This is a genomic window from Gordonia sp. NPDC127522 (genome assembly GCF_042672305.1).
Lineage (GTDB): Bacteria > Actinomycetota > Actinomycetes > Mycobacteriales > Mycobacteriaceae > Gordonia > Gordonia hongkongensis.
Genome location: NZ_JBHXVK010000011.1, coordinates 55930 through 80846 on the forward strand (window position 1 = coordinate 55930; position 24917 = coordinate 80846).

At 68.9% G+C, this 24917-nt stretch carries 23 protein-coding genes and 1 tRNA gene; 14 read left to right on the top strand and 10 right to left on the bottom strand.

The window, feature by feature from the left end; genetic code table 11:
- Nucleotides 1-2: 2 nt before the first annotated feature.
- Nucleotides 3-746 (bottom strand): hypothetical protein, encoded by a 744-nt coding sequence (locus tag ACFVHY_RS16910; protein ID WP_390273910.1) that lies wholly within the window; start codon nt 744-746, stop codon nt 3-5.
- A gap of 75 nt (nt 747-821) precedes the next feature.
- On the opposite strand from ACFVHY_RS16910, the gene ACFVHY_RS16915 reads away from it, so the two are divergent.
- The 5 genes from ACFVHY_RS16915 (at nt 822) to ACFVHY_RS16935 (ending at nt 4619) form a co-directional block, all read left to right on the top strand.
- Nucleotides 822-897: transfer RNA gene (locus tag ACFVHY_RS16915), tRNA-Ala, on the top strand.
- Between the two features lie 380 nt (nt 898-1277).
- Nucleotides 1278-1766, top strand: a complete 489-nt coding sequence (locus tag ACFVHY_RS16920; protein ID WP_390273913.1) for a DUF5994 family protein — start codon at nt 1278-1280, stop codon at nt 1764-1766.
- 9 nt (nt 1767-1775) lie between these two features.
- Entirely contained in the window at nt 1776-2219 is a 444-nt protein-coding gene (locus tag ACFVHY_RS16925) for a hypothetical protein (protein WP_065630194.1), read from the top strand.
- Between the two features lie 109 nt (nt 2220-2328).
- A complete protein-coding gene (locus tag ACFVHY_RS16930) occupies nt 2329-3273 on the top strand; it encodes an esterase/lipase family protein (RefSeq protein ID WP_390273916.1) in 945 nt (314 codons plus the stop codon).
- A 59-nt stretch (nt 3274-3332) separates the two neighbouring features.
- Nucleotides 3333-4619: a family 1 glycosylhydrolase gene (locus ACFVHY_RS16935; RefSeq protein WP_390274051.1), complete on the top strand. Its 1287-nt coding sequence runs from the start codon at nt 3333-3335 to the stop codon at nt 4617-4619.
- 15 nt (nt 4620-4634) lie between these two features.
- Here ACFVHY_RS16935 and ACFVHY_RS16940 read toward each other — a convergent pair whose 3' ends face one another.
- Nucleotides 4635-4958, bottom strand: coding sequence for an AzlD domain-containing protein (locus ACFVHY_RS16940; protein ID WP_390273918.1), 324 nt, complete (start codon nt 4956-4958; stop codon nt 4635-4637).
- Nucleotides 4955-5737: an AzlC family ABC transporter permease gene (locus ACFVHY_RS16945; RefSeq protein WP_390273920.1), complete on the bottom strand. Its 783-nt coding sequence runs from the start codon at nt 5735-5737 to the stop codon at nt 4955-4957. The genes ACFVHY_RS16940 and ACFVHY_RS16945 overlap by 4 nt, the downstream gene beginning before the upstream one ends.
- 57 nt (nt 5738-5794) lie before the next feature.
- On the opposite strand from ACFVHY_RS16945, the gene ACFVHY_RS16950 reads away from it, so the two are divergent.
- The gene (locus ACFVHY_RS16950) at nt 5795-6358 is read left to right on the top strand and encodes a helix-turn-helix domain-containing protein (protein ID WP_390273923.1); all 564 of its coding nucleotides are present in this window, start codon (nt 5795-5797) and stop codon (nt 6356-6358) included.
- A 411-nt stretch (nt 6359-6769) separates the two neighbouring features.
- Nucleotides 6770-8398 (top strand): DEAD/DEAH box helicase, encoded by a 1629-nt coding sequence (locus ACFVHY_RS16955; protein ID WP_280360978.1) that lies wholly within the window; start codon nt 6770-6772, stop codon nt 8396-8398.
- A 371-nt stretch (nt 8399-8769) separates the two neighbouring features.
- On the opposite strand, the gene ACFVHY_RS16960 is transcribed toward ACFVHY_RS16955, so the two are convergent.
- The 5 genes from ACFVHY_RS16960 to ACFVHY_RS16980 form a co-directional block, all read right to left on the bottom strand.
- On the bottom strand, nt 8770-9567 hold the full coding sequence (locus ACFVHY_RS16960; RefSeq protein WP_390273925.1) for a maleylpyruvate isomerase N-terminal domain-containing protein: 798 nt from the start codon (nt 9565-9567) through the stop codon (nt 8770-8772).
- A 147-nt stretch (nt 9568-9714) separates the two neighbouring features.
- On the bottom strand, nt 9715-10677 hold the full coding sequence (locus tag ACFVHY_RS16965; protein WP_390273927.1) for a DMT family transporter: 963 nt from the start codon (nt 10675-10677) through the stop codon (nt 9715-9717).
- Nucleotides 10674-11159 (bottom strand): hypothetical protein, encoded by a 486-nt coding sequence (locus tag ACFVHY_RS16970; RefSeq protein ID WP_390273929.1) that lies wholly within the window; start codon nt 11157-11159, stop codon nt 10674-10676. The genes ACFVHY_RS16965 and ACFVHY_RS16970 overlap by 4 nt, the downstream gene beginning before the upstream one ends.
- A gap of 25 nt (nt 11160-11184) precedes the next feature.
- Nucleotides 11185-12765 carry a 4Fe-4S binding protein gene (locus ACFVHY_RS16975; RefSeq protein ID WP_390273932.1) on the bottom strand — a complete coding sequence of 527 codons (1581 nt, stop codon included), beginning with the start codon at nt 12763-12765 and terminating at the stop codon, nt 11185-11187.
- 34 nt (nt 12766-12799) lie between these two features.
- Nucleotides 12800-13834, bottom strand: a complete 1035-nt coding sequence (locus ACFVHY_RS16980) for a diiron oxygenase (RefSeq protein ID WP_078112166.1) — start codon at nt 13832-13834, stop codon at nt 12800-12802.
- A 533-nt stretch (nt 13835-14367) separates the two neighbouring features.
- Here ACFVHY_RS16980 and ACFVHY_RS16985 point away from each other — a divergent pair.
- Genes ACFVHY_RS16985 through ACFVHY_RS17005 form a run of 5 tightly spaced genes read left to right on the top strand, consistent with a single transcriptional unit; the run spans nt 14368 to nt 20903 of the window.
- Nucleotides 14368-15999, top strand: coding sequence for a hypothetical protein (locus ACFVHY_RS16985; RefSeq protein WP_078112165.1), 1632 nt, complete (start codon nt 14368-14370; stop codon nt 15997-15999).
- Between the two features lies 1 nt (nt 16000).
- Entirely contained in the window at nt 16001-16450 is a 450-nt protein-coding gene (locus ACFVHY_RS16990; protein ID WP_390273934.1) for a hypothetical protein, read from the top strand.
- Nucleotides 16447-17949, top strand: a complete 1503-nt coding sequence (locus ACFVHY_RS16995; protein ID WP_390273936.1) for an FHA domain-containing protein — start codon at nt 16447-16449, stop codon at nt 17947-17949. The genes ACFVHY_RS16990 and ACFVHY_RS16995 overlap by 4 nt, the downstream gene beginning before the upstream one ends.
- 16 nt (nt 17950-17965) lie before the next feature.
- Nucleotides 17966-20089 carry a cation:proton antiporter gene (locus tag ACFVHY_RS17000; RefSeq protein WP_390273938.1) on the top strand — a complete coding sequence of 708 codons (2124 nt, stop codon included), beginning with the start codon at nt 17966-17968 and terminating at the stop codon, nt 20087-20089.
- A gap of 1 nt (nt 20090) precedes the next feature.
- The gene (locus ACFVHY_RS17005) at nt 20091-20903 is read left to right on the top strand and encodes a protein kinase (RefSeq protein ID WP_390273941.1); all 813 of its coding nucleotides are present in this window, start codon (nt 20091-20093) and stop codon (nt 20901-20903) included.
- 428 nt (nt 20904-21331) lie between these two features.
- Here ACFVHY_RS17005 and ACFVHY_RS17010 read toward each other — a convergent pair whose 3' ends face one another.
- Both ACFVHY_RS17010 and ACFVHY_RS17015 read right to left on the bottom strand, forming a co-directional pair.
- Nucleotides 21332-22873 (bottom strand): serine/threonine protein kinase, encoded by a 1542-nt coding sequence (locus ACFVHY_RS17010; RefSeq protein WP_390273943.1) that lies wholly within the window; start codon nt 22871-22873, stop codon nt 21332-21334.
- Between the two features lie 90 nt (nt 22874-22963).
- Nucleotides 22964-23269, bottom strand: coding sequence for a hypothetical protein (locus ACFVHY_RS17015; RefSeq protein ID WP_390273946.1), 306 nt, complete (start codon nt 23267-23269; stop codon nt 22964-22966).
- Nucleotides 23270-23472: 203 nt separating this feature from the next.
- Between ACFVHY_RS17015 and ACFVHY_RS17020 the strand changes: the two genes are divergently transcribed.
- Both ACFVHY_RS17020 and soxR read left to right on the top strand, forming a co-directional pair.
- Nucleotides 23473-24336 carry a universal stress protein gene (locus tag ACFVHY_RS17020; RefSeq protein ID WP_390273949.1) on the top strand — a complete coding sequence of 288 codons (864 nt, stop codon included), beginning with the start codon at nt 23473-23475 and terminating at the stop codon, nt 24334-24336.
- 76 nt (nt 24337-24412) lie between these two features.
- Nucleotides 24413-24862, top strand: coding sequence for a redox-sensitive transcriptional activator SoxR (gene soxR / locus ACFVHY_RS17025; protein ID WP_065630178.1), 450 nt, complete (start codon nt 24413-24415; stop codon nt 24860-24862).
- Nucleotides 24863-24917 lie beyond the last annotated feature (55 nt).

The window sequence follows — 24917 nt, forward strand, 5'->3', positions numbered from 1 at the left end:
GCCTACTTGGTGAGTGCCGGCTTGCCGTGCGCATCGAGCCACGCCTGACCGGCTTTCGCGGCCCGCGACAGTGCGAAACGCTCGCCGAGGTACGTGGCCGGCGCCCCGATCACGGGGATGTAGGCCAGCATGCGGAAGAAGGCCATCGGCTGCGGGCGCTTCTCGAACTCGTCGTCGACGGCGCGAAGCAACTTCGCCGCATCCCAGATCGCGGCGAACAGCGACTTCTCGCGCTCCTTGGGTTCGGACGGCAGGGATTTGCCGGACTCGGCGGTGACATCGGGGTTCATGAGGTCGCGCTTGCACAGCACCGACGCCAGCAACTGCACCTGTCGCTTGCGATCGGTGACCCCGTACTCCCGGGAGATCGCGACCAGCACCATGGCCTGGTTGGCGAACCCGAGGTAGGGCGTGATCGGCAGCCGCTTCGCCCACACCCCGAAGACGCCCGGGAACGCCACGGCGCCGGTGTTCAGGGTGCCGATCCGGGTCACCCACCAGCTCGCGCGCTTGTGCATCGACCGCTCGGACCAGCCCTTCGTGCCGGGCCACTCCGCGACGTCGAGCAGCTTCGACGCCGCGTGCTGAGCCTGCTGCAGGCGCGAGTCGGAATGGTCGTCATCGTGGAAGGTGTGGCCCTTCAAGCCGAGCGGATCGCGCTCGGCGAGGGCATCGAGCACCGGGTTGATCACCCCCACGACATTGTCGAGAACACCGGCCAACTGCTGATCAGACATCTGAGGCACCCGACCAGCCTAGCCGTTTGGGAGTCGGCGGCCCCGGGCTGATAAAGTGGCTCGCGGTTGGTCGCAAGGCCTCCCGGGGCTATGGCGCAGTTGGTAGCGCGACTCGTTCGCATCGAGTAGGTCTGGGGTTCGATTCCCCATAGCTCCACCACACGAGAACCCCGTACGCCCAAGCAGCAGGCGTACGGGGTTCTCGTTGTCTGATGTGCTGGTGGTCCAGCCACGGCCCAGAATTCGAGAGACCGGTCAGCTGATCGCAGCGATCCCGGTCGAACAGACCGTGGGGTGCGACGTCGACCTGGTCACGGTTGAGAAGCCTGACGGTCCCCACCGACAGCCGCGGCGGTGTTCACAGGTTTCGCGCCGGGCGTACACTTCGAGCAACTGGATCGAACATCTGACAGACCCCTGTCGGCGTCGCCGGGGTCAGATGATCGCCCGCGGGTGATCAAGACAGGTGGCAATGGTGATGGTTGTTCCGCGCGTCATGGGTCTTCGTTCACGAGTCTCGTCAACCACCAGGCGAACGCGATGAAGCCGCTGCTCGGCCCGGTCCGAGTGCGATTCGGCGTCGATCCCGCAGCCGCGGTGGCCGGTGCGTGGTATCCGTACACACTTCAACTCGCCGACGAACTACCCGGGATGCTCACGACTGTGCGGGCGATGGTCGGTGACGTCAGCGGGATCGACGTGAACTGGAGCAGCTTTCGCCGTCTTCCCGGCCTGGACTCGCCGGACTCGCCGGAGACGCCTCCCTTGATGACACTCACCACGCCCGCGCGGTCGGTGACCCTGTTGGTCATCCCGCCTCGGACGGTGTCCTCGCTCGCGGCGATCCTGCTGCGACAAGCGAGTGGCAGTGTCATCGCGGATGGGCGGTGTCATTCGTTGGAGTTCCGTCGCGCCGAACGAATCCTGGTGCGTGCCTGCCTGGCGGCCACCAGTTGTCGCACAGACGCTCAAACCTCCAGTGCCACTCACGAGGTCGCTTCCAGGATCGTGCCGGGCCCTGCGGTGTAGATTTCGCACATGACCGCCGCGATGCTGACGTTCGCCGGAACGCTGCTCGTCGCGATGATCGGCGCGGTCATCGCGCGGCTCGACGCCAATGACCGGCACCAGAAGCTCTCGCAGAAGGTCGACATCCTGGCGAAGCTGCCGCACGACTCGGCGGCACATGCACGGATGAGCGGAATCGTCCTCGACGCCATCGACGAACTCGCGGAGTACGAACACCGGCGGCGGAGCGCGGTCTTCCAGCGTCGGGCACTCACCATGGCGTTGCTGGCCTGGCTCGTGGTGGTCGGCCTGCGCATCGCGGCCGAGCAATTCGACGTCGGGCACTACGAGCAGATCATGCACTACGTCGCGGTCACGCTTCTCGTGCTGGGATTCGTGCTCGTTTTCGCCTCGGTGGTGGCCACCATCCGCGACATCCGGCACCGTCACGACGAGGAAGCCGCGTCCAACTGACGACGTTCCGCTCCCGGAAGCCGAGGTCTGTCGCGCTGGGATCTGCCATTTCACAGTGGGTCCTGTGAAACACACATCGTGCCCTGAGACGGTTTGTTAGTTTCCGTCCATGAGATCGCCGAGGATCGTGTGGGGCCTGGTCGTCGCCGTGATCGGGGTGCTGGTCGTGACCGTGGCACCGGCGCGCGCCGACCCGCTGCCCGTCACCTACAACTTCCTGGCCGGGATACCGAACGAGCTCGCGAACCCTGGGGATTCGCTTCCGGGGTCGAACGACTGGAACTGCAAGCCGTCGGCGCGTCATCCCAACCCGGTCATCCTCGTGCACGGGACCGGCGGATCGCAGCAGACCAACTGGGGCACCTACGTCCCCCTGCTGAAGAACGAGGGTTACTGCGTGTTCGCGTTGACCTACGGCGCGGTGAAGGGAACCCCGTGGCCGATCAGCGCGATCGGCGGCATGGGTGAGATGTCCGCCAGCGCAGCCCAGTTCGGTGCATTCGTGGACAAGGTCCGCCGGACGACCGGCGCGTCCAAGGTCGACATCGTGGGCCACTCCCAGGGGACGGTGGTGCCCGCGTACTACGCGAAGTACCTCGGCGGACGGGACGCCATCGACAACTATGTGTCGCTGGCGCCGGCGTGGCGGGGCTCCGGGGTCGGCGGGAACGATGTGATCATGCCGATCGTCCGGTCTCTCGGATTGCGGCCCGAGCAGGTGCCGTTCTGTCAGGCCTGCGCCCAGCTCGACCCCGGGGCCGAGGTGATGCGCAAGATCGCCGCCGGCGGCTTCTACCTGCCGTCCATCCGTTACACCAACATCGCCACGCGGTACGACGAGCTCATCGTGCCCTACACCCTCGGACTGCCTCCGGGCGGATCGAACGTGCGCAACATCGTTGTGCAGGACGGGTGTTCGGTCGACTACACCGAGCACGCCGGGATCGCGGGTTCACGGCGCGCGGCGTTCTTCGTGCTCAACGCGCTCGATCCGGCGAATCCACGACCGGTTCCGTGCGATCGCGCCGCACCCATCACCGAGAGTCCGTTCTGAACGTGAGCAGGCGACGTCTCGGTGGTGGCCGTCGGCGGGTGCGGGCCGGCGTCGTGGCCATGTCGTGCGCCGCGATGCTGCTCGCGATCTGCGGTCTCGGCGGTGTCGGAACCGCCTCGGCATCCGTTCCGCCGCTCGGCCCCGCCTTCGAGTTCGGCGTCGCCCAGTCCGGCTTCCAGTCCGAGGGGTACAACCGCGACTCCAACTGGGTCCGTTACGGAAACCAGGGCCGGGTCGCCCACCGTGTCGGCAACGCCGTCGACTTCTACCACCGCTACACCGAGGACATCGCCCGCGCGAAGAGTCTGGGCGTCGGCATCTATCGGACCTCCGTCGAATGGTCGCGAGTGGAACCGTCACGCGGCCGGGATGATCCGGCGGGGTGGGCGTTCTACGATCGGGTGATCCGCGCGGTCGTCGACGCCGGGATGCGACCCATGATCACCCTCAACCACTGGGTGCACCCGGGCTGGGCGGTCGACCTCGGCGGTTGGAACCGTCCGCAGATGTCCGCGGACCTCGTGCGTTTCGCCGAGCGGGTGGTCGACCGGTACTCCTGGGCCGATCCGTTGTGGATCACCTTCAACGAGCCCACCGAATACGTTCGGCGCGAACTGATGTACGGGGGAGTGGCACCACAGAACGTGGGGCTCATGGCCGACGGGATCGTCGCCGCGCACCGGTCGATCCACCGATACATCCACCGCGTGCAGCCTGGCGCCCAGGTGTCGTCGAACATGGCGTACTATCCGATCGCCGGCCTGCAGACATGGCTGGAATCGGTCTTCCCGCAGCGAATGCGCGACACGCTCGACTTCGTGGGCGTCGACCACTACTACTCGTTCTCGGTCACCGACGCCTCCGTCGCCAATGGTGCCTCCGGTGAGTTCTGGAAGAGTTCGCAGGCACCGGAGAGCATCTACTACGTACTACGTCATGTCTCGCAACAGTTCCCGGGTAAGCAGATCCGGGTGATCGAGAACGGACTGGCCACCGACCCGCAGGGCCGGCGGCCCGACGGTTACCGCCGGGCCGATCACCTTCGCGACACCGTCTACTGGTTGCAGCGCGCCCGACAGGACGGCATCGACGTGGCGTCCTACAACTACTGGAGTCTCACCGACAACTACGAATGGGGCGACTTCGATTCGCGCTTCGGCCTGTACACCGTCGATGTGGAGCGTGACCCGACTCTCGCCCGTCACCCGACCGATGCAGTCGCCGCCTACCGTGAGATCACTCGCGACAACGGCGTTCGCCCGGGGTACCGCCCGACGCGGATGCCGGTGACGTGTTCGCTCGTGGCGGTGCCGGACAGTTGCGCGAATCCGGCTGTCGTGCGGTGACTTTCTCGCCGTCACTCACGCGACGCCGAGGGCCCGCAGGCCGGCGGCGGTGGCCGCGGCGAGGATGACCACGACCGCGAGGGGCGCCCTCAACAGCGCCGCGATCACCCCGACCGTCACGGCGGCGGGCCGCGCCCAGCCGGCGAAGTCGTGGTCGACGAAGAACGCGCCGGTCAACGCGACGGCGACGAGCAGGACCACGGTCGCCCGATCCATCAGCTTCTCGACCGCGTCCGAGACCGAGATGCGATTTCGCAGAACGGGTCCGGCGGCGCGCATCGCATAGGTGCCGACCGCGAGGACCGCGATGCCGATGGCGAGGGAGATGCCGGTACTCATCGACAACCCGGAGCGCTGTTGTGCTGGAGCGCCTCTCGCGACGATGCGGTCTCGTTCACGGTGTCCGTCCTCGTGCCGGGTAGGGCCGGTGCGCTCGGTGGGGTCCGCCGAATCCGGCGGAGTGACTCCACGGCGGCGAAGCCCACAAGCGCTCCCATGATGGGCAACCCGGCCGGTAGGAACGGCGTCGAGGCCACGGCCACCGCCGCGCCGACGGTCACGGCCGCCCAGGTGGCGCCGTCGCGCAGGGCCGGGATGGCCAGCGCGGCGAGCAGAGCGGGGAAGGCGGCGTCGAGCCCGAGGCTCGCGGGATCGGCGACCACACCGCCGAGCGTGGCACCCAGTGCTGCGCCGACGGGCCATGAGACCAGAACGCCGAGTCCGCACAACAGGAAAGCGGCCCGTGCCCGACGCGGGTCGGATTCGGCGGTCGCCAACGCGGCCGTCTCGTCGTTGATGAGGTGGGCGCCGAGGACGATCTCCGGGGTGCCGCGCAGGTGCTTGCCGACGGCGAGGCCGTACCCGAAGTTGCGGGTGTTGACCAACAGGCCCGCCAGTGCGGCGAGGATCGGCGCCCCGCCGGCGGCCAGGATGCCGACGAAGACGAACTCCGACGATCCGGCGAGGACGACCGTGGCGATCAGGACGATCTGCCAGAGGGCGAGACCCGCGCCGTGCGCGGCCACCCCGTACGACGTCCCGATGACCAGAACCGACAGGGACATCACCACGACGGCGCGCAGGGTCGCCGTGTCGAGTGTTCTCCAAGCCGAACGCATGACTATCATAGTGAACAACGGAAGTGTGTTCGTCAAGATGGACGATCGGACGGTTTGATGAACGAGGCTCGGTCGGTGAACCCCAAAGAACTGGTCGCCGCGTCGTTGAAGAGGGAACGCACACGAGCGGGTCTGTCGCTGACCGAGCTCGCGCGTCGTGCCGGGATCGGGAAGTCGACGCTGTCCCAGCTCGAATCGGGGGAGGGGAACCCCAGTGTCGAGACGCTGTGGGCGCTCTCCACGGCGCTCGGTGTGCAGTTCTCGGCGTTGCTGGACTCGCCCACCCCAACCGTCGAGGTCATCCGGTTCGGTGAGGGGCCCGTGATCCCCGCCGCGGACGCGGACTACTCGGCAACCCTGTTGTCCACCGCGTCGCCGGGGTCGCGGCGCGACATGTATGTCATCCGCGCCGAGCCGGGCAAGCCTAGGGTGTCGGCACCACATGCGCGCGGGATCATCGAACACGTCGTGATCAGTTGCGGCCGAGCGCGTCTCGGACCCACCGATGCCGCCGAGGTGTTATCGGCCGGTGACTACATCTCGTATCCCGGCGATGTCGAGCACGTCTTCGACGCGCTCGAGCCCGGCACTGTTGCCGTGATGCTCAGCGAGGCGTTCTGAGGTTGCGGGACACAACCTTTCAAGTTCGTGCAGGCCTGGGAAGCGCCGGTGAAAACCGCCCTCGGGCGGCGCAGCGTCGACCGCATGCCCTCGTGAGCACCGTCCTGGGCGGTCTTCGGTCGGATTTTCGACGACCCTGCCGGTGTGGGCGAAACGCGACGTGCATCACAGCGATTCGCGGTATCGATCACCGACGCGTACTGTTGCCAGAAGTGATGCGCCCGTACAGGCCGCGTCTAGCGTCGTAGAACGCCTCTCTCGCAGGTCCGGACATCCGACACCGGTCGGCCACCTGCCATTGACTTCATACGGCGAACGAGCTCGCGCACCCGCGTGTTCGCCACCGGCACCGCCCTTGCACGTCAGTCGTGCTGTTCGCGTGCCAAGCACAGGAAGAAACCTGCACACCACATGACTGCTGTCCTCGAAAACCCGGCCACCTCCACCGATGCTGCTGCGTCGGCGCCTGGTGTGTCGTTCGAATCCCTCGGTGTCCCAACCGAACTCGTCAAGGTTCTCGCCTCTCAGGGCAAGACCGACGCCTTCCCGATCCAGAAGGACACCCTCCCCGACACCCTCGACGGCAAGGACGTCCTGGGCCGCGGCAAGACCGGCTCGGGCAAGACCCTCGCCTTCTCCATCCCGCTCGTCGCCGGCCTGGCCGAGATGCAGGTCAAGCGCTACGTGGGGGCACCCACGGGGCTGATCCTGGCGCCGACCCGCGAACTCGCGACCCAGATCGCCGCGGTCGTCGAGCCGCTCGCCGCCTCCGTGGGACTCACCGTCACCACCGTGTTCGGCGGCGTCAAGCAGACCCGCCAGGAGCAGGCGTTCCGGCGCGGTGTCGACATCGTCGTCGCGTGCCCCGGACGTCTCGAGGACCTGATGCGTCAGGGCATCGTCCGGCTCGACGAGGTCGAGATCACCGTGATCGACGAGGCCGACCACATGGCCGACCTCGGCTTCCTGCCCGTCGTGACCAAGATCCTCGCCGCGACCCCCGCCGACGGTCAGCGGATGCTGTTCTCGGCGACGCTGGACAACGGCGTCGACAAGCTCGCCAAGCGGTTCCTCGACAACCCGGTGCTCCACTCGGTGGATTCGGCGGAGTCGCCGGTGGCCGCGATGACCCACCACGTCTTCGAGGTCTCCTCGGCAGACAAGCAGGATCTCGTCGCCGAGCTCGCCTCCGGCACCGGTCGACGCATCCTGTTCATGCGCACCAAGCACCAGGCCAAGAAGCTCGCCAAGAAGCTGACCGAGGCCGGGATCCCGGCCGTCGACCTGCACGGCAATCTCAGCCAGGCGCAGCGCGACCGCAACCTGGCCGCATTCGGCGAGGGTGACGTCCGCGTCCTCGTCGCCACCGACGTCGCCGCCCGTGGCGTGCACGTCGACGGCATCGAACTCGTCGTGCATGTCGATCCGCCGGCCGAGCACAAGGCGTACCTGCACCGCTCGGGCCGCACCGCCCGTGCCGGGTCGGCCGGCGACGTCGTGACCGTCTGCCTGCACGAGCAGCGTCGTGAGGTCGCACAGCTACTGCGCAAGGCCAAGATCAAGGTGACACCCATCGCTGTCGACGCATCGTCGGCAGCCGTCGACGAACTCGTCGGCGAGCGCGCCCCCCGCGTGTCCGCGGCGGCACGCGCAGCCGCCGAGGCCGCTCGTGGTGGCGGTGCACAGGGCGGCCGGTCCCAAGGAGGTCGTTCCCAGGGCGGCCGTGCGCAGGGGAGTCGACGCGGCGGTCGTGGTCGAGGCCAGGGCGGCAACGGCGGCGCTCGCGGCGAGAGCCGGAGCGCCGGAACCGGCGGCGGCCGGAACGCCACCGGCGGTGACTCGCGCGGTACTCGCGGCGAGGGCCGCGGCCGTCCGGCTCGGAGCGACTCGCGCGCGGGCGGTTCGCGCTCGTCGGACGCACGAACCGGAGGCCAGGGACGCGGCGCCGGGCAGTCGCGCGGCGGTGACCAGCAGCGGGCGGGCGCCCGCGGGCAGGGACGCCGGGCGAGCCGTCCGGCGGGTTCGCCGACCGGTCGCTGACCGGGCCTCACCCGCGAAAGACAACTGAAGAACGATGTCGAGCCTCGAGGGGCCGGTGACCACGGTTGCCGCCCTTCGAGGCTCGTCGCTTTCGCTCCTCGCACCTCAGGGGGCAAGTGCGCTCGTCGTTGTTGCGCGCCGGGAGTATCTGCGGCCTGGCGGAGTCGTTGTGGACTACGAAAGAACACCCGTGAGCGTCCAGATTCATGCTCCCTGAGGTGCGAGCGAAGCGAGCCACGAAGGGCGAGGTGCAACGCTCGCCAGCCCTTCGTGGCTCGTCGCTATCGCTCCTCACACCTCAGGGAGCAAGGGTTATGTGCTTCTTTCGGAACAGGGAGCGGGGGTTGGTCGCGCGCTCTGCAGCGGGGCGATCAGGCAGGCAGGAACCGCTGGGCGAGTCGCGGTGCGAGCCACGGCCGGGCACCCCAGGCGATGCCCTTCCCGGTGAGTCCGACCCACCCCGGTGACAGGCGACCGTAACCGGCGAGGAGAGCGGTCGCGGGGTCCACGCTGATGTGGACGTCGGGCCGGCGTGGCTCCGGCGGATCGATCTGCAGCTCGCCGTCGGTGAACTCGTAGACGTGCCGTTCGCCGCACCCGCGGAGCCGGATGTCGTAGGTTCCGGAGTGCCCGGCGGCGTGCACCGGATCGACCCAACTGGGCAGGATGTGTTGGCGTGCCCGGATGATCATCAGCACCACGTCCGGTTCGACCCACCAGCGGGCCCCGACAGCGCGTGCGATGTCGTGGGCGTGCACCACGAACTCGCCGATCAGCAGGCCGAGAGCGGCGTCGGCCCGGATGACGCGGTCGCCGTCGAAGTGCATCTTCGGGACCTGCGCGTGGAAATGCGACACCTCGTCGACGAGTTCGCGGAGGTCGTCGGTCAATCGTCGGCAGAGCACTGTCACGTCGCGCGTCGGCAAGTTGGCGATCTGTTTGGCATTGAAGTCGGGTACGTCGACCGCCGAACAGCACCACTCACCTTCGCCGCGCGCGAGTTCGAGAAAGCGCGACGGCGCCATCGCGACATGGCCGACACAATCGGTCAACGTCCAGGCGGGGGTGTCGGGGAGCCGGGTGTCGGGGTCGCCGACACCAAGCACGAGATCGGTGAACCGATCCGCAGTCGTGAGCGCGGCGTCGATGTAGTCAAACCTCGAGAACATCCCCGTCGCGCGTGGTTCCTCCCCCCACATGGGGCACGAGATTACCCCGGCCCGTTGCGACGTGCGACACATTCCGTGCCAACACGTCGAACCTGTGGACAGATGTGCAAGGTGCGCAACATTATTCACAAACGCGCACGGTGATTCTCAGTCGCGCGACACCGCCGGGACGGCTTCGCCGAGCCGCACGCAGACGACGCCGAGCACGATGAGCAGGCCGCCGGCGAGTTGGATCGGTGCCGGCAGTTCGTCGAGTACGAGCCAGGCGAAGACCACCGCGAACAGCACCTCGGACAACGCCACGAACGACATCACCCGCGCGCCGAGCAGCCGACCGCCCGCGATGCCGAAGCCGTAGGCCATGGCGGCCGAGACCACACCCAGCAGCACGAGCGGGATCCACCAGGCCACCTCGAGCGCACCGACCTTCACCGGGTCCGTGGTCATGGTCATCGGCAGGATCCCGGTCAGTCCGGCGACGACGAGGGCCAGTGCGCCGATGAGCAGGCCACCCGCGGCCAGGCTCAGGGGCGGCCAGCCCGTGCGGTCGTCGGCTGAGATCACGAAGTAGGCGGCGGCCCCGACCATCGCGGCGAGCGCCCACAGCACCCCGATCGCGTTGATCGGGACGTCGCCGGTCAGGTCGAGGACGAGCGCGAGTCCGCCGATCGCGAGTGCCGCGCCGAGCACGGTGACGCGACCCGGACGCTGACCGTGGCGCAGCCACATCCACACCAGCACGGCGACCGGGGCGGTGTATTCGATGAGCAGCGCGACGCCGACCTGCAGGTAGGTCACGGCATAGAAGTAGGCCAGCTGACAGCCGGCCACCGCGAGGAGTCCGTAGGCGACGAGCACCGTCCAGGACCGTCGGCCCGGCTGCTCGGGCAGCGGCTGCCGACGGTCGCGAAAGGCGAGGAAGCCGGGAATGGCCAGGACCAGACCGCCTAGTGCGATGCGGACGGTGACGGTCGCACCGGCCGTCCATCCCGCCTCGATCATGGCCCGGGCGAGCACCCCCGAGATGCCGAAACAGGCCGACGAGATCAGCGCGAGTGTGAGACCCAGCGCGGGTCGCGAGAGCGGCGCAGTGCGGTCCGCGGTCCTCACGGATTCTTGGCGGCGACGATGGCCGAGCGAACGGCTTCCCGGCATTCCGTGCCCGCCGGCTCACCCGTTCCGAGGTAGAAGCTGCCCGGACGTCCTTCATGACCGGCGAAGCCGGTCACCGAGAATCCGTCGGACTCCGGGACATACGGGGTCGACGACATCGACGCGACGGCGAGCGGACACGACAGCGCCGACACCCCACGCTCGGCCCCGGACACCACGACGATCAGGTGGGTCGGATGCAGCACGATGAGCGTCTGGTGCTCGGAATCGGGGTCGACGGGGTTGCTGCGTCGTCCGAAGAGCTTGCCGAAGAACGTGGTCGACGGCGGGTTGATGCTCCGGGTGATCCACGCCGGCAGGCCGTCGGTGACGGTGAGCTGTGTCGACTCGGCATGGTCGCGCAGCGTGGCGGCGACGTCGGCGGGTAGATCGGACAGATCGGCGCGCACGGTGGTGCGCTGGTACGCGGGGAGCCCCATGGCTGAAATCTAGCGCAGCAGTCCGTCAATCGAGGCCGGCGACGGACGACGCGACGCCGAGGCGTCGGCCGAGCAACCGACGGCGACGCGGTGCCGAGGCCTCGGTCGCGTTCGACTCGAGGTCGTCGAGCAACGAGGCGACGGTCTGCGCCGAGTCGGTCTTGTTGGTGCCGATGAAGCCCGACGGACCGCGCTTGATCCAGCCGGTCACGTACATCCCGGGTACGGGCTCGGTCCCGTCGAGCACGCGGCCGTCGAGGTGCGGGATGATCCCGGCCGCGTCGTCGAACGGGAGACCCGGGACCGCGACACCGCGGTAACCGACCGAGGTGAGGACGAGCCCGGTCTCGAGCCCCACCGTCTCGCCGGTGGGTTCGATGCCGACCGCGGCTCCGGAGTCGTCGGTGACCGGGCGGTTGCGGCCCGCGGTCAACGTGCTCGCGCGGCCGTCCGCACCGGCGGTCACCTCCATCGGAGAGGCGAAGAACGCCAATCGGATTCGATGGCCCTCGGGTTCGGGGCGGGCGGCGCACTCGGCCAGGAGATCGAGCTTGGCACGAGTCGTGGTGTCCAGGTCGGCGGGTGCGGGCAGCGCTTCGAGGTCGGCGGCGTCGACGGTGACCGGGACCCCCGAGTCGACCAGTCCGATGAGTTCGGGCAGGGTGAAGGCCGCGTGCGCGGGTCCGCGACGGCCCATCACCACCACCTCGCGGACCGACGAGGACCGCAGCTTCGCCAGTGCGGGACGGGAGATGTCGGTGGCGGCGAGGGTGCGCGGGTCGGCGACGAGGATGCGTGCGACGTCGAGGGCGACGTTGCCGTTGCCCACGACCACGACGCGTTCGGTGTCGAGATCGACGTCGAGGTCGGCGAAGTCGGGATGGCCGTTGTACCAACCCACGAAGGACGTCGCGCTGGACACTCCGGGGAGATCGAATCCCGGCAGCGCGAGTTGCCGGTCGGTGGGTGCCCCGCCCGCCCAGATCACGCCCTGGTGACGGTTGCGCAGGTCGGCCAGGGTGAGGTCCCGCCCGACCTCGGTGTTCAGCAGGATCTCCAGTCGGGGGTTGCGCGCGATGTCGTCGAACAGCTCCATCACTTTGCGGGTGTGCAGGTGATCGGGCGCGACGCCGAACCGTGCCAGCCCGAACGGCCGGTCGAGACGTTCGTACATGGTGACCGAGACCTGTGGCTGCCGCAGCAGCTCGTCGGCCGCATACATCGCCGACGGGCCCGAACCCACGATGCCGATCGAGATCGAGGTGTCGACGGCCAACTGCCGCGGACGATCGATGGGCGCGAGGGGCAGCCGACGGGCCGGGTCGACGGGGAAGCGCGCGGCTCCGTCGGCCGGATCGTGGTACTGGGTCGCGTTGACCTCGACGAACCGTTCCTGTCCAGCCGGCAGGCGATGTCCCGGGACGATGGCGCCGACTGGGCACGCACTGACACATGCGCCGCAGTCGACGCAGGTCGCGGGGTCGATGTACAGCATCTCGGCAATGCTGAAATCCGGCTCTTCAGGTGTGGGGTGGATGCAGTTGACGGGACATGCGTACACGCACGACGCGTCGCCGCAGCACGCCTGGGTGACGACGTGGGGCATGGTCTCGGGTTCTACCTGCGTTCGGGGTTCGGGTTCAGGCCGCGGTGTAGGTGGGCTCGCTGCGGAACCGCGACGGGCGGCCGCTGATGCCGAGCGCGCGCCACAGCAGGCGCGAGACCGGGTTCATCAGTCCGCTCTGCTCGCCGAGCATGCGGACGTCACCGAAGACGTTGCGCAGGAACCGCTTCGACTCGGGTGACCGCCAGAAGATGTCCTTCATGACCGCGTCGGGTACGTCGAACCGCTTGGCGAAGCTCCGCGGCGGCACCACGATGGCGCCGCAGAGGATGCGCATGGTCAGCGGGAGCATCAGCGACAACAGGAAACGCTGGACGCGTCCGCGCTGCGGCACCTGCTCGCGGATCAGGTGGTGGGCGAAGGAGATGTGGCGTGCTTCCTCGGCGACGTGCAGCTGCATCACCGCGGCCATCGTCGGGTGCAGGCTCGCGCGGGTTCGCAGGAAGTCCTTCTGGATGTGGTCGATCGGCTCCTCGCCGCCGAGCACACCGAAGAAGAAGACGGTGGGGAAGACCGTCGAGACCAGCGGAACGAGAGGAGAGATGAGGCGATAGCCCAGCTTGGCCCCGGGAACGTCCATGCCGGTTCGGTTGACGAACTCCTGGAACATCAGGGTGTGGTTGCACTCTTCCTTGGATTCGTGCGTGGTGTAGCGGAATTCGCGGGCACCGTTGGGGAGTTTGAAGCTGTACTGCATCAGGCCGCGGATCAGGACCGACTCGAACTGCAGGCCGACCTTGGCCACATTGGCCTGACGCCACATGCCGATCTCGATCTGCTTCTCCTGCGGCAACTGCTGGTACCACGGGTGGCGGCCGATCGGGTCGACCTCGTAGGACAGAATCCACCGCGGATCGTTCTCGACGATCGCCATATCCGGCGCGTCCCAGTCGATGTCGACGTACGGGTCGAAGTTGCGATGGACCGACGCCGCGGACAGGTCGTCGAGGACCTGGTCGTAATCGTGGTCGCTGCCGGACTTGTCGTGCTGCGGCACGTAGCGGGCGGGGGCCTCGTGCTCCCGGTCGGTCGGGGTCAGTGCTTTCGTCATCGTCGCATCCCTTCGGGGTGGGCGGCTCGGCCGGTGAAACAGACCACAGCGGATGACTCGAACGTATTTCGACGAGCCGCTATTTGTCAACACTCGATGTCACGTTCGATACCGGCACAATGCACCGGTGCGTTCACCGGCAGACCTGCCCGACTCCGCGCAGTTCAGGGGCTGACCTGGTGCGACGGGTGTAATTCGTTCGGGTTATATAACCCCGTCGCGGGCATCGCCGCGGGTTAGAGTTACCGCACCATCCGTGCCCGCGTCTGCTCACCTGGAGGAGCGATGTCCCGTCGTGTTCCGCACGCGTCCCGGCGTTCTCGGGGCGCGACGCATGCCGCCCGCGTCGGTCGACGCGGCCTGCCGGCGGTACCACGCACCCGGGTCCGGTCGTGACTCAGCCGCCGCACGGTCCGACGCGTGTCGTCCCCAACCCCGGCGGGCCACTGCCGGGCGCACAGGGTCCGCGGCCACCGGGGCCCTCCCCGCGTCGCCCGGGACCTCCACCGCCCGTTCCGCCTCGTCCCGGACCGATGCCCGGCCAGGCGCCCCCCGCGCCGCGGCCGGGCCCTGGGCCTGTTCCGGCGCCCGGACGAGGCGCTCCCGGGCCCGCAGGTGCAGTCGGTGATCTGACACCGGGGCTGGTCGACACCGACATCTGGACCGATGCGATGGTCGAGGCCGCGGGCATCCCGATCGTCGACGTCCCGTTCGTCACGGTCGGCTCGGGCATCGGGTCATTCGTGACCGTCGACTATCTGCGCATCTGCGGGGTGCCGCTGGACCGGATCGCGGTGCTCGGCCCCCAGGACGTGCCCTGGCACAGCTACGAGTACCTGACCCGGGTGTCGCAGATCCCGCGCACGGAGCGCCTGCGTTCGGATTCGGCGTCGACCCCGGACAACATCTGGGGTTTCCCGTCGTACGCGGTGCGGGAGGCTTGGGCGGACAAGAAGCTCAAGCCACTGTGGAATGTGCTGGTGGAGCCCGTTTTCGCGAACTTCTACACGCCGAGGGCCGGGCAGGCATTCGAGTCGATGCAGAAGGAATGCGAGCGGATCGGCTACCTGAAGTGCCTGCACCGTGGTCAGGTCCGGATGATCCGACGCCGCGCCGCCGGTGGCTACTTCACGATTCTCACACCGCCGCAGGGGACTTCGCCCACCAAGCGGGTGGCCTTCCGCAGCCAGTGGGTCCATGTCGCGATCGGATACCCGGGGATCAAGCTCCTGCCCGATCTCCAGGCGTTCCGCGAGACCTACCGCGACGCCAGCAAGGTCGTCAACGCCTACGAGTCGCACGAGCACATCTACCAGTCGCTGCAACGCAAACCCGGCACCGTGGTGATCCGCGGAGCGGGGATCGTCGCGTCGCGGGTCCTGCAGCGGCTCATCGACGATCGCGACGCGTACGGGCTCCAGACGCAGATCGTGCACCTCTTCCGCACGTACTACGACAAACCCCACGGCCCGCACATCTTCATGCGGCGCAAGGGCAAAGACGGTTGGGCCTATCAGGGCTTCAACTATCCGAAGTCGGTCTGGGGCGGGCAGCTCAAGGCCCGCATGCGCAAGCTCGAGGGACACGAGCGCGCGGAGGCGTACAAGCAGATGGGCGGGACGAACACCCCTGTCCGCGACGACTGGCAGGAGCAGTTGGCCCGTGGGCGGCGCGAGGGCTGGTACCGCGTCGCCGTCGGCAAGGCGGAGAGTCTGCTGCCGGCTGCGGGCGGGCAGGGGGTGGTGACCACCGTGCGGGTCGACCCGCACGCACCGATCCGGCAGGACCACCGGCCCGACGGCACCTTCGAGATCTACGCCGACTACGTGATCGACTGCACCGGACTCGAAGCCGACGTCCGCGAGCACCGCCTGCTGCGTGATCTGCTGGACCACACCGGCGCCGGCATCAACCCGGTCGGCCGCATGGACGTCGAACGCGACTTCGAGCTGAAGGGGACACGCAGCGGAAACGGCAAGCTGTACGCCTCGGGCAGCGCGACGCTCGGCGGTTACTTTCCCGGCGTCGACACCTTCCTCGGTCTGCAGATCGCCGCCCTCGAGATCGTCGACGACCTTGCCCGCCAGGGGTTCTGTCGACGACTGACGCCCTGGCGATCGACCGCCCAGTGGTGGCGCTGGATGAACAACAAGGGAGTCGACTGACATGTTGCCCACCCTGTGGGGGCGAATCCAGACCCGCGTGCTGGTGCTCGGCATCCTCGGCGGCCTGTGGACCATCGTGCTCGTCCCGTTCCTGTGGCTCATCTCCTCGGGGGACCCGTCGATCCTCGACGTCTACCGGGTCGCCTTCACCGTGCTCGTCACCGTCATCGTCCTCGGGGTGCTCTGGGAATTCCTGTACCACTTCCTGCAGCAGTTCCGCTGGGAGAAGGACTGGCCGACGCTCTTCGGGCTCCTCACGGCGATCAACGAGGGCATCCTGGTGTGGATCGTGATCGATGGCACGGGACTGATCCGGGAGTCGCTGCAACCGTCGCCCGTCGTGTTCACCGTCCAGTTCGTCACCACCTGGTTGCTGGTGTGGGTGGCGGTCAACGGTCCACTACGCGCCGTCTTCCCCCACTGGCGATTCCAGGGAGGACGATTCCTGTGACCGGTCCGGGCGACATCCCGAGCGTCACGCCGACGGTGACGCTGATCCCCGGGGCGGGGATCGTGATCCGCACCCCGGCGTTTCTGTGCCTGACGAACGACGCGGTGCCCGCGTCCTTCCTCACCGATCTGCTCGACATCGAATCTGCGGTGGCCGTGCCGGATTCGGCACCGCGGCGGGGCCGGCACCTGGTACGGGCGCTGGCTCAGCTGGTGGCCACCGCCGACGACCCTGTCGACATCGCCTTCGCGGCTCCCGACAATGCCGGCATCGCGATCTTCCTCACGGGTCGGGTGTACGGGGAGACCGACGGCAAGCGGATCGAGCCGCCCGCGGGCGACTCCTATGACCGCGCCGTGCCGTGGCCGTTCGAGGGTCTCGGGCTCTACCTCGCCGGCACGAAGCCCGCGGAGGTCGGTGACGAGCGCTTCGACCTGGTCCAGGGCACGGTGCCCGCCGCGGGCGCGCTGCTGCACACCCCACTGGGGTTGCGCGGCACCGAATTTCACTCCCTGGCCGAGCGCCCGCCGCAGCCGCGGCCGGAACCGGCGGCGGCGCGGCCGGAACCGGCCGTCGAACCGTCCCGACCCGACCCGGACGCGGGTCCACCGACCGAGGCCCTGGACGATCTCGACAAGCCCGGGGCGCCGGAGCCCCCGGCGCCCGAGCCCATCCGGAAACGGTCACCCTTCGACGACTTGCCGCCGGAGCCGGACCCGATGGGCACGACCGAGCGGATGGCGCCCGGCGCCGATGGTGGTGCCGACCTGCCGGCACCCGATCCGTTGCCGTTCACCTCGACTCCGCTGGGCGGTCCGTTCGAATCGGAACCGTTGTCCCCGAACGTTTCCCACCCACCTGAGCGGCCGCCGCGGGACGCCACCCCGCCGAGCGGCCGGCCTCGCGTCGAGCCGGCTCCCGCGCCGAATCCGTTCGCCGAACCGCTCGAACCGCGCGCGCCGCTGCCCAAAGAGGAGCATCAGAAACCCGCGACCGAGGTCGTCAAGATCGAGGCGTCGCGGGCCATGGTGCACGGCATCCGTTGTTCGCGAGGCCATCTGAACCATCCGCAGTCGTGGCTGTGCGGGGTCTGCGGAATCCGGATGGACCAGTTGACGACGTTCCTCGTCGAGGGCGAACGGCCCCCGCTGGGCTGGTTGCTGCTCGACAACGGGTTCACCTTCCTCCTCGACGAGGACCTGGTGATCGGCCGGGAACCGGGATCGGCCGGCGGTGGACCGGCGGGTTCGCCCAAACCGATTCGCGTGCAGGACGAGACAGGTCAGCTCTCGCGCCGCCACGTGGAGATCCGGCTGGTGGAGTGGACGGTGCAGCTGGTCGACCTCGGGTCGGCGAACGGCACCTTCGTCACCGATCCGAGCAGCGGCAACCGGGAGACCCGGCTGCTCCCGCATCGTGCCCACGTGCTGGTGCCGGGGTCGCATGTCCGGATCGGGGGGCGCCACTTCATCTTCGAGTCACACCACGCCCGTATCTGAGAACGGATCCGAGGTCATGGACAAACACACGGTCGCCTTCCTGCTGCTCGACGTCGCGATCGTTATCGCCGCCGCCCGGGTGGGTGGGATGATCGCGCGCGCCTGCCGTCAGCCGGCCGTGGTGGGCGAGATCGCCGCCGGGATCGCGTTGGGTCCCAGCCTGCTCGGGCTCCTGCCCGGCAATCCCGACCAGTGGCTCTTCCCCGACGACGTCCGGCCGCTGCTGGGAGCACTGGCCCAGATCGGCCTCGTGCTGTTCATGTTCATCGTCGGCCTCGAACTGGACATGCGGCTGACCAAAGGGCGTGAACGCGCGGCGGCCAGCATCTCGGCATTTTCGATCGCGCTGCCGTTCGCCCTCGGCGCGGCCCTCGGCCTGCTGCTCTATCCCTCGCACAACATGGTCGGGGGAATGGAGATCGAGCGGCTGGGGATGGTGCTGTTCATGGGTGTCGCGATGTCCATCACCGCCTTCCCGGTACTGGCGCGGATCCTCACCGACCGCGGGATGATGAGAACGATTCCCGGGGTGTTCAGCCTGGCCGCGGCCGCCATCGACGACATCCTCGCCTGGACACTGCTGGCGTTCATCATCGCCATCATCCAGGGCGGCAGTCCGCTCGAGGTCGCGAAGATCGTCGGACTCACGCTCGTCTACGCCGCGGTGATGTTCGGTGTCGTCCGTCCACTGCTGGCGAAGCTGATCGCCTGGCGCGACAGCGCCGGCCGGCTCACGCCGGACATCCTGGCGGTCATCCTGATCGGGCTCTTTCTCTCGGCGACGGCCACCGACGTCATCGGCATCCACCAGATCTTCGGCGCCTTCGTGTTCGGCGCGGTGATGCCGAAGGTGGGAGCCGAACAGCTGCACCGGGAGATCCTCGAACGGCTCGAGCAGGCGAGCGTGCTGCTCCTGCTGCCGATGTTCTTCGTCGTCACCGGCCTCAACGTCGACCTCACCCAGATCGGCGTCGCGGGCATGGGGCAGCTGCTGCTGGTCCTGCTCGTCGCGATCGCGGGCAAGTTCCTCGGCGCCTATGCGGGCGCGCGGGCGAGCGCCATACCCACCAGACAGAGCGCGGCCATCGCGGTGCTCATGAACACGCGCGGACTCACCGAACTGGTGATCCTGGCCGCGGGGCGCGAACTCGGTGTGCTGAGTGACGAACTGTTCGCGATGCTCGTGGTGATGGCGCTCGTGACCACGATCCTGACCGAACCCCTACTGCGCGTGGTGTATCCGGACAAGGTGGTGGCCAATGACATCGCCGCCGCCGAACGTCGCGCCCTGGCCACCGCCACCGCCCCGCGGGTCCTGGTGCTGATGCGCGATCCCGTCGGGACGACCGCCGACCTGCGGGCGCGGCATCGGCGAATGCTGGACTGCACCACCGGATTCGACGTCGTCCTGGCCGGGTTGCTCACCGCCCCGGACCGGTCCGTGCGCCCGCTCGAGGTCGGGATCCCGGTCGTGCCGGACTTCGCGGCGATCGCATCGGCCGTCGAGCGGCTCAACGAGCTGGGCGCGTCGCTGACCGGCGCGGGTGCGGTGTCGGTGCTGTGCCGGTTCAGCGCCGATCCGGCTGCCGACCTCGAGGCCATGTCGGAGAACGCCAATGCCGACCTCGTCCTCGTGGACAGTGGCGACCGGCCCCTGGGGGAGTCGCTGCGATCGGCTCCGGTGGCCGTCGTCGACGAGACCGCCGACGACACCGTGGCACCGAGTCGTAGCACCATCACCTGTATCGCCGCGGACGATCGCAGCGGCCGGACCGCTGCGCTGATGGCCGCGGGTCTGGCGCTCTTCGGGTCGCGGTCGCTGACCGTCGTCGCATCCGGCTCTCGGCGTCGCTGGCTGGCCGACCTCAACGCTGTTGCCGAACAGGGGGTTTCGGTGTCGGTGCAGGATCCGCGCCGGCACCGCGACAACGCCGTGTCGTTCACCGTCGCCGGATCGGACGAAGGCGATCCGGCCGTGTCCGTTCCGGTCACCGTCGTTGACAACACCGAGACGAGCGAGGAATCGCTGGGCGACCGCGTCGCGATGCTCTACCCGTCTCCGGCCGTACCGTCCGCACCCACGACGGCGGCCGACGATCCGTCCAGTCCGAACATCGGTTCATCATCGGAGAGGCACTGACATGCCAGAAGTCGAGATCCCGCAGCAGCTGGCGGATTTCACGGTGCTCGAGAAGCTCGGCATGGGGGGCAACGGCACGTTCTATCTCGCCGTACCCCCCGCGCGACTGGGCCTGGCCACCGACCGCGTCGTGGTGAAGGTCTTCGGCGGCGTCTGCAGCGACGACGCCTACCGCCGCGGGGTACGCGAACTGCGGGCGTTCGCCGCCGTCGTCTCGCCCTACCTCGCCGGGCTCTACGACGCCGTGCTGCAGGGCCAGTTCATGTATGCGATGGAGTATTTCCCGCTCGGCTCGCTGGGTAGTCCGGCGCGCGAGCTCAGTCGAGACGAGAAGCTGGCGGCGATCGCGGACGCGGCGCGCGGCGTGGACGCCTTGCACGAAGCCGGTATCGCGCACGCCAACGTCACGCCGTCGAGCATCATGGTCACCGAGACCGGCGGCAAGATCTCCGATCTCGGTCTGGCCCGGGTGCTGGCGGCCGACGAGCCCATCACGAGCTTCGCCCAGCCCGGGGCGGTGCAGTACATGGACCCCGCATTGTTGGCCGGCGATGTGCCGTCGCGGGCGACCGACATCTGGTCGCTCGGGGCGTGTCTGCACCGTGCCCTCACCGGCGACGGGGTGTACGGGGAGGTGCCGGACACCCAGCCGCTGCTGGCAATCCGGGCGGCGCTGTCGACGCCGCCGGCCCTCTCGGAGAACCTGGACCGCGACGAGCGCACCCTGATCGCCAACTGTCTGGCCCTCGCCGGCTCCCGTCCGTCGACCGCGATGGAGGTCGCCGGCCGGATCGACGGGCTGCGCGGGCGCTGACGACCGGCGTCATCGGGCGGTTCTCGCCCCCTGCTCCCCAATCCGAGAGAATGACCTGCCCTCGGCTCCCTGAGGAGCGTCTGGAGCTTGCGGAGGGCGCGTGCTCCCTGCTTCCTGAGGAGCGTCTGGAGCTTGCGGAGGGCGCGTGCTCCCTGCTTCCTGAGGAGCGTCTGGAGCTTGCGGAGGGCGCGTGCTCCCTGCTCCCTGAGGAGCGTCTGGAGCTTGCGGAGGGCGCGTCACGAAGGGTCTTCGCAACCCGACTCACCAGGACCCTTCGTGACGCTCGCAAGCTCGCTCCTCAGGGAGCAGGATGACGCTCGCAAGCTCGCTCCTCAGGGAGCAGGGGTGACGCTCGCAAGCTCGCTCCTCAGGGAGCAGTGGTTGGGCTCGCTTCAACACAACGGGTTCTTTCGTCCCGGTTACGGTCGTCAGCCGAGCGGCGCCGTGCGCCACCATTGGTCGAGGATCTCGCGGCCGGTGTGTCCGGGCCACGTCGTCACCAGGGTGTACTGCGCATGCGGTGGCCCGCTGAAATTGGTGACGACCCAACCGTCGACGACGCTGTCCCGGCTCGCCGAAGCCGGACCGTCGCGCCAGCTGATCTCGTCCCCCGGGTAGCCCTTGAGGCCGGTGGTGACGGCAGCGCGTGATGGTGACGTCGGCGTGTGCCACACCGCGAATCCGACGTTCGCGGCGTCGGTGCACGAGATCCCGTCGATGCCGTCGCGGACGACGGGCGCACAGTCGGCATCTCCCCACCCGGACGCCTCGGGCGTCTCCGGCAGGAGTTGCGGGAAGGCGGCAGCGATAGGGGCGACACCCGCCGGCCACGGCGGCGGTGTGGTGCGCGCGCCGAGCAGCATCACCGTTCCGACGACGACCGCGACGATCGCCGTGGCGACGAAGAACGGCGCGATCAGCCGTCGTCGACGCATCGACCGGGAGGCCGCCGGCGGGGTTGGCGTCGGTGGGGGTGTCGACGGCCGGTTCACCGGCCCGGCCCGCCGCGGCCGGTCGGTGACGACCTCGGTCGGCCGATCCGGGTGACCGACGGGCTGGAACACGCGCGGGACGCCGGCGGCCTCCCCCGCGCTGTCCACGACCTCCGTCGTGTCGGAATCCATTGCGGCGAAATCATATTCGGAGTCAGGGTGGCTCGCGGGGATGACCTCGGTCGGTGGTTCGCCGTCGGAGTGGGTGAGGTGCAGGGCGAGCTCGGCCGCTCGGACGAACTCCGCGCAGGTGCGGTATCGGTGTTCTGAATCGGCGTCGAGCGCCCGTGCCAGCACGGCGTGGAATGCCGGCGACACCGCTCCCGACACCCGGTGCCGAGCGACCGAGCTTGTGCCGGTCAGCATCTCGACGAGGGTACGACCCAACGAGGCGACATCGGCTGCCGGGTGCGGCATCTCGTCGCCTGCCGTCGGTGCGGTGAGGCCGAAACCGGTGAGCGTGACGGCGCCGGGCACCGACGCCGCGGCGACGCTCGGGTTTGCGGAGCCGGTGAGCAGGATGTCGGCGGGAGAGACGTTGCCGTGGACCAGGCGCCGGCGATGGGCCGCGTCGAGCGCCTCGCCGACGACGGTGACGATGCGCACCGCCAGATCGATGTCGATGCCGTCGGGGTGGCGCCGGATCAGCAGGGCGGCGTCGGAGGCGGGCACGGGAGCCACCGCCACCCAGGCGCGGCCGTCGGCGACGCCGTGTCCGGTGATGCGCGCGATCCCGGGATGCGCCATCGCGGAAGCCTTTTCGATCGCATCCGGGAACCAGTTGCGGAACGCGGGAATGGCCGAGGCGGCCCGGTCCACGACGGTGAGCAGCACGCGCTCGGCGGGCGCCCCCGGATATGGGGCCGTCGCCAGGTAGTCGGTGCCGGCGACGCGTCTGCGCAGGAGGCGCTCGATGCGGTGACGCCCGACGAGAGCGCCCGAAGGAAGTGGTGCGTCGTGGGTCGGACCGACGGACACGGCGCCTCCCTCACCTCACGTGGAAGACCCGACTCTACCGGCCAGGGGGCGTCGACCGGGGCGAACAGGCGGCGGTCGACCCCGCCCGGGTCATTCGAAGAGGACCGGCGCGGAGTTGAACAGCATGACGATGAAGAAGAACAACAGGAACCACGCCGCCCCCTGCCACACCTGCCAGCGACCGTTGCGTTTCCAGACCCGGTACGTGCGGTACAGCATGGTGCTCGCGCCCAAGAGGACCACGACGGGAGAGGCGACGACCAACACGGTCTGCAGGGGGTCCGACGACGCATGCGCGGAGAACAGCAGGCCGAGTCCGAGTGCGACGGTGATCCCGATGTGGATCATGATTGCGCGAAAGTCGTTGGTGCCGTTCCGCGGAAGGGGTGACGTCATGGTGTCCACCAGGTTACACGGCGCCCGAATCGTGGAGAAAGCGACGGTGGTCGGGACCTCGTACTCATTGCCGCGGCAACGGCGCCGGGGCAGGATGGGGGCCGGGGCCGACACCGGGCCGCCCGGGGCGAGCCCGGGCCGACCCGCGGCCGAACCGAAGACCCCGCCAGGGGCCGTCGCGATCAGAGGAGATGAGCCACAACATGAATGCGATACTCGTCGGCGTGGACGGGTCGGACGCGGCCACGGGCGCGGTGCACTGGGCGGCGCGGGCGGCCGCTGCCGAAGGTCTCGACCTCAAGGTCGTCGGTGCCTATGACGCCAGCACGAGTGACTACGCCCCCGGCCTGATCATCCCGCAGGACGTCGTCGACGCCATCCGCCAGGACGCCTCCGACGCGGTCCATGCGGCCGCCGACGCCGCGAAAGAAGCGGCACCCGGCGTGACGGTCGCCACCTCGATCGTCGACGGCGACGCCGCGCGCGTGCTGCTCGAGCTGGGCAAGGACGCCGCGATGATCGTCGTCGGCACGCGCCGTCTCGGCAGCGTCAAGGGCCTCTTCCTGGGTTCGGTGAGCACCAGTGTCGCCGCTCACGCACACGGCCGGGTCACGGTCGTCGCCGCCGAGGGCAACCCCGACGGACCGGTGGTCGTGGGGGTCGACGGTTCACCGGTCAGCGATGCCGCGGTCGCCGAGGCGTTCCGGCAGGCCTCGCTGCGCAATGTGCCGCTCCGCGCGGTACACACGTGGACCCCACTCGACGCGGACGCGCTCCACGGATACGGCATCGGCGCCGACGAGGTGGCGCGGATGACCCAGGACGCGGTCGAGGTGCTCGCCGAGCGACTCGCCGGCTACGCGCAGGACTACCCGGACGTGACGATCGAACGGTCCGTCCTGCCCGAGGAGCCGGCGAAGGCGCTGCTCGACGAGGCGGGCGCGGACGCGTCGCTGCTCGTGGTCGGCAGTCGCGGCCGGGGTGGCTTCCGCGGACTCCTGCTGGGCTCGACCAGCCAGAAGGTGATGCATCACGCCGACTGTCCGGTGATGGTCGTCCGCACCTGACCCCACGGTGAGCGCTGCCCGTCGTCCCCGGTCGCGCACCGGGGACGACGCCATCGGTGGCGCTTACCATCGACCCATGACGCTGAAGAAGCTGGAGCTCTCGGTCGGCGAGCTGGCCCAGCGAGCCGGGATCGCCCCGTCAGCGGTCCGCTTCTACGAGGACCAGGGCCTGATCTTCAGCCGGCGCACCTCCGGGAACCAGCGCCGCTATCACCGGGCGATGCTGCGGCGCGTCGCATTCATACGCGCGTCGCAGGTCGCCGGGATTCCGCTGTCGGTCATCGGCGAGGTGCTCGCCGAACTGGGCGACCACGAGTCGCCCCCGAAGTCGATGTGGGAAGCGGCGTCGAAACGCTGGATGGACGACATCAACCAGCGCATCGCGCTGCTCGAGAACATGCGGGACATGATCGGGTCCTGCGTGGGTTGCGGTTGCCTGTCGCTCGGGGAGTGCCATCTCCTCAACCCCGGCGACGAACTGAACAAACTCGGCCCGGGGCCGCGGCGACTCCTCACCGAGCAGTAGCCGTCTCCGCCAGTTGCGATGTCGGGGAGCAGAACAGGCGGCGGTACTGTTGGCC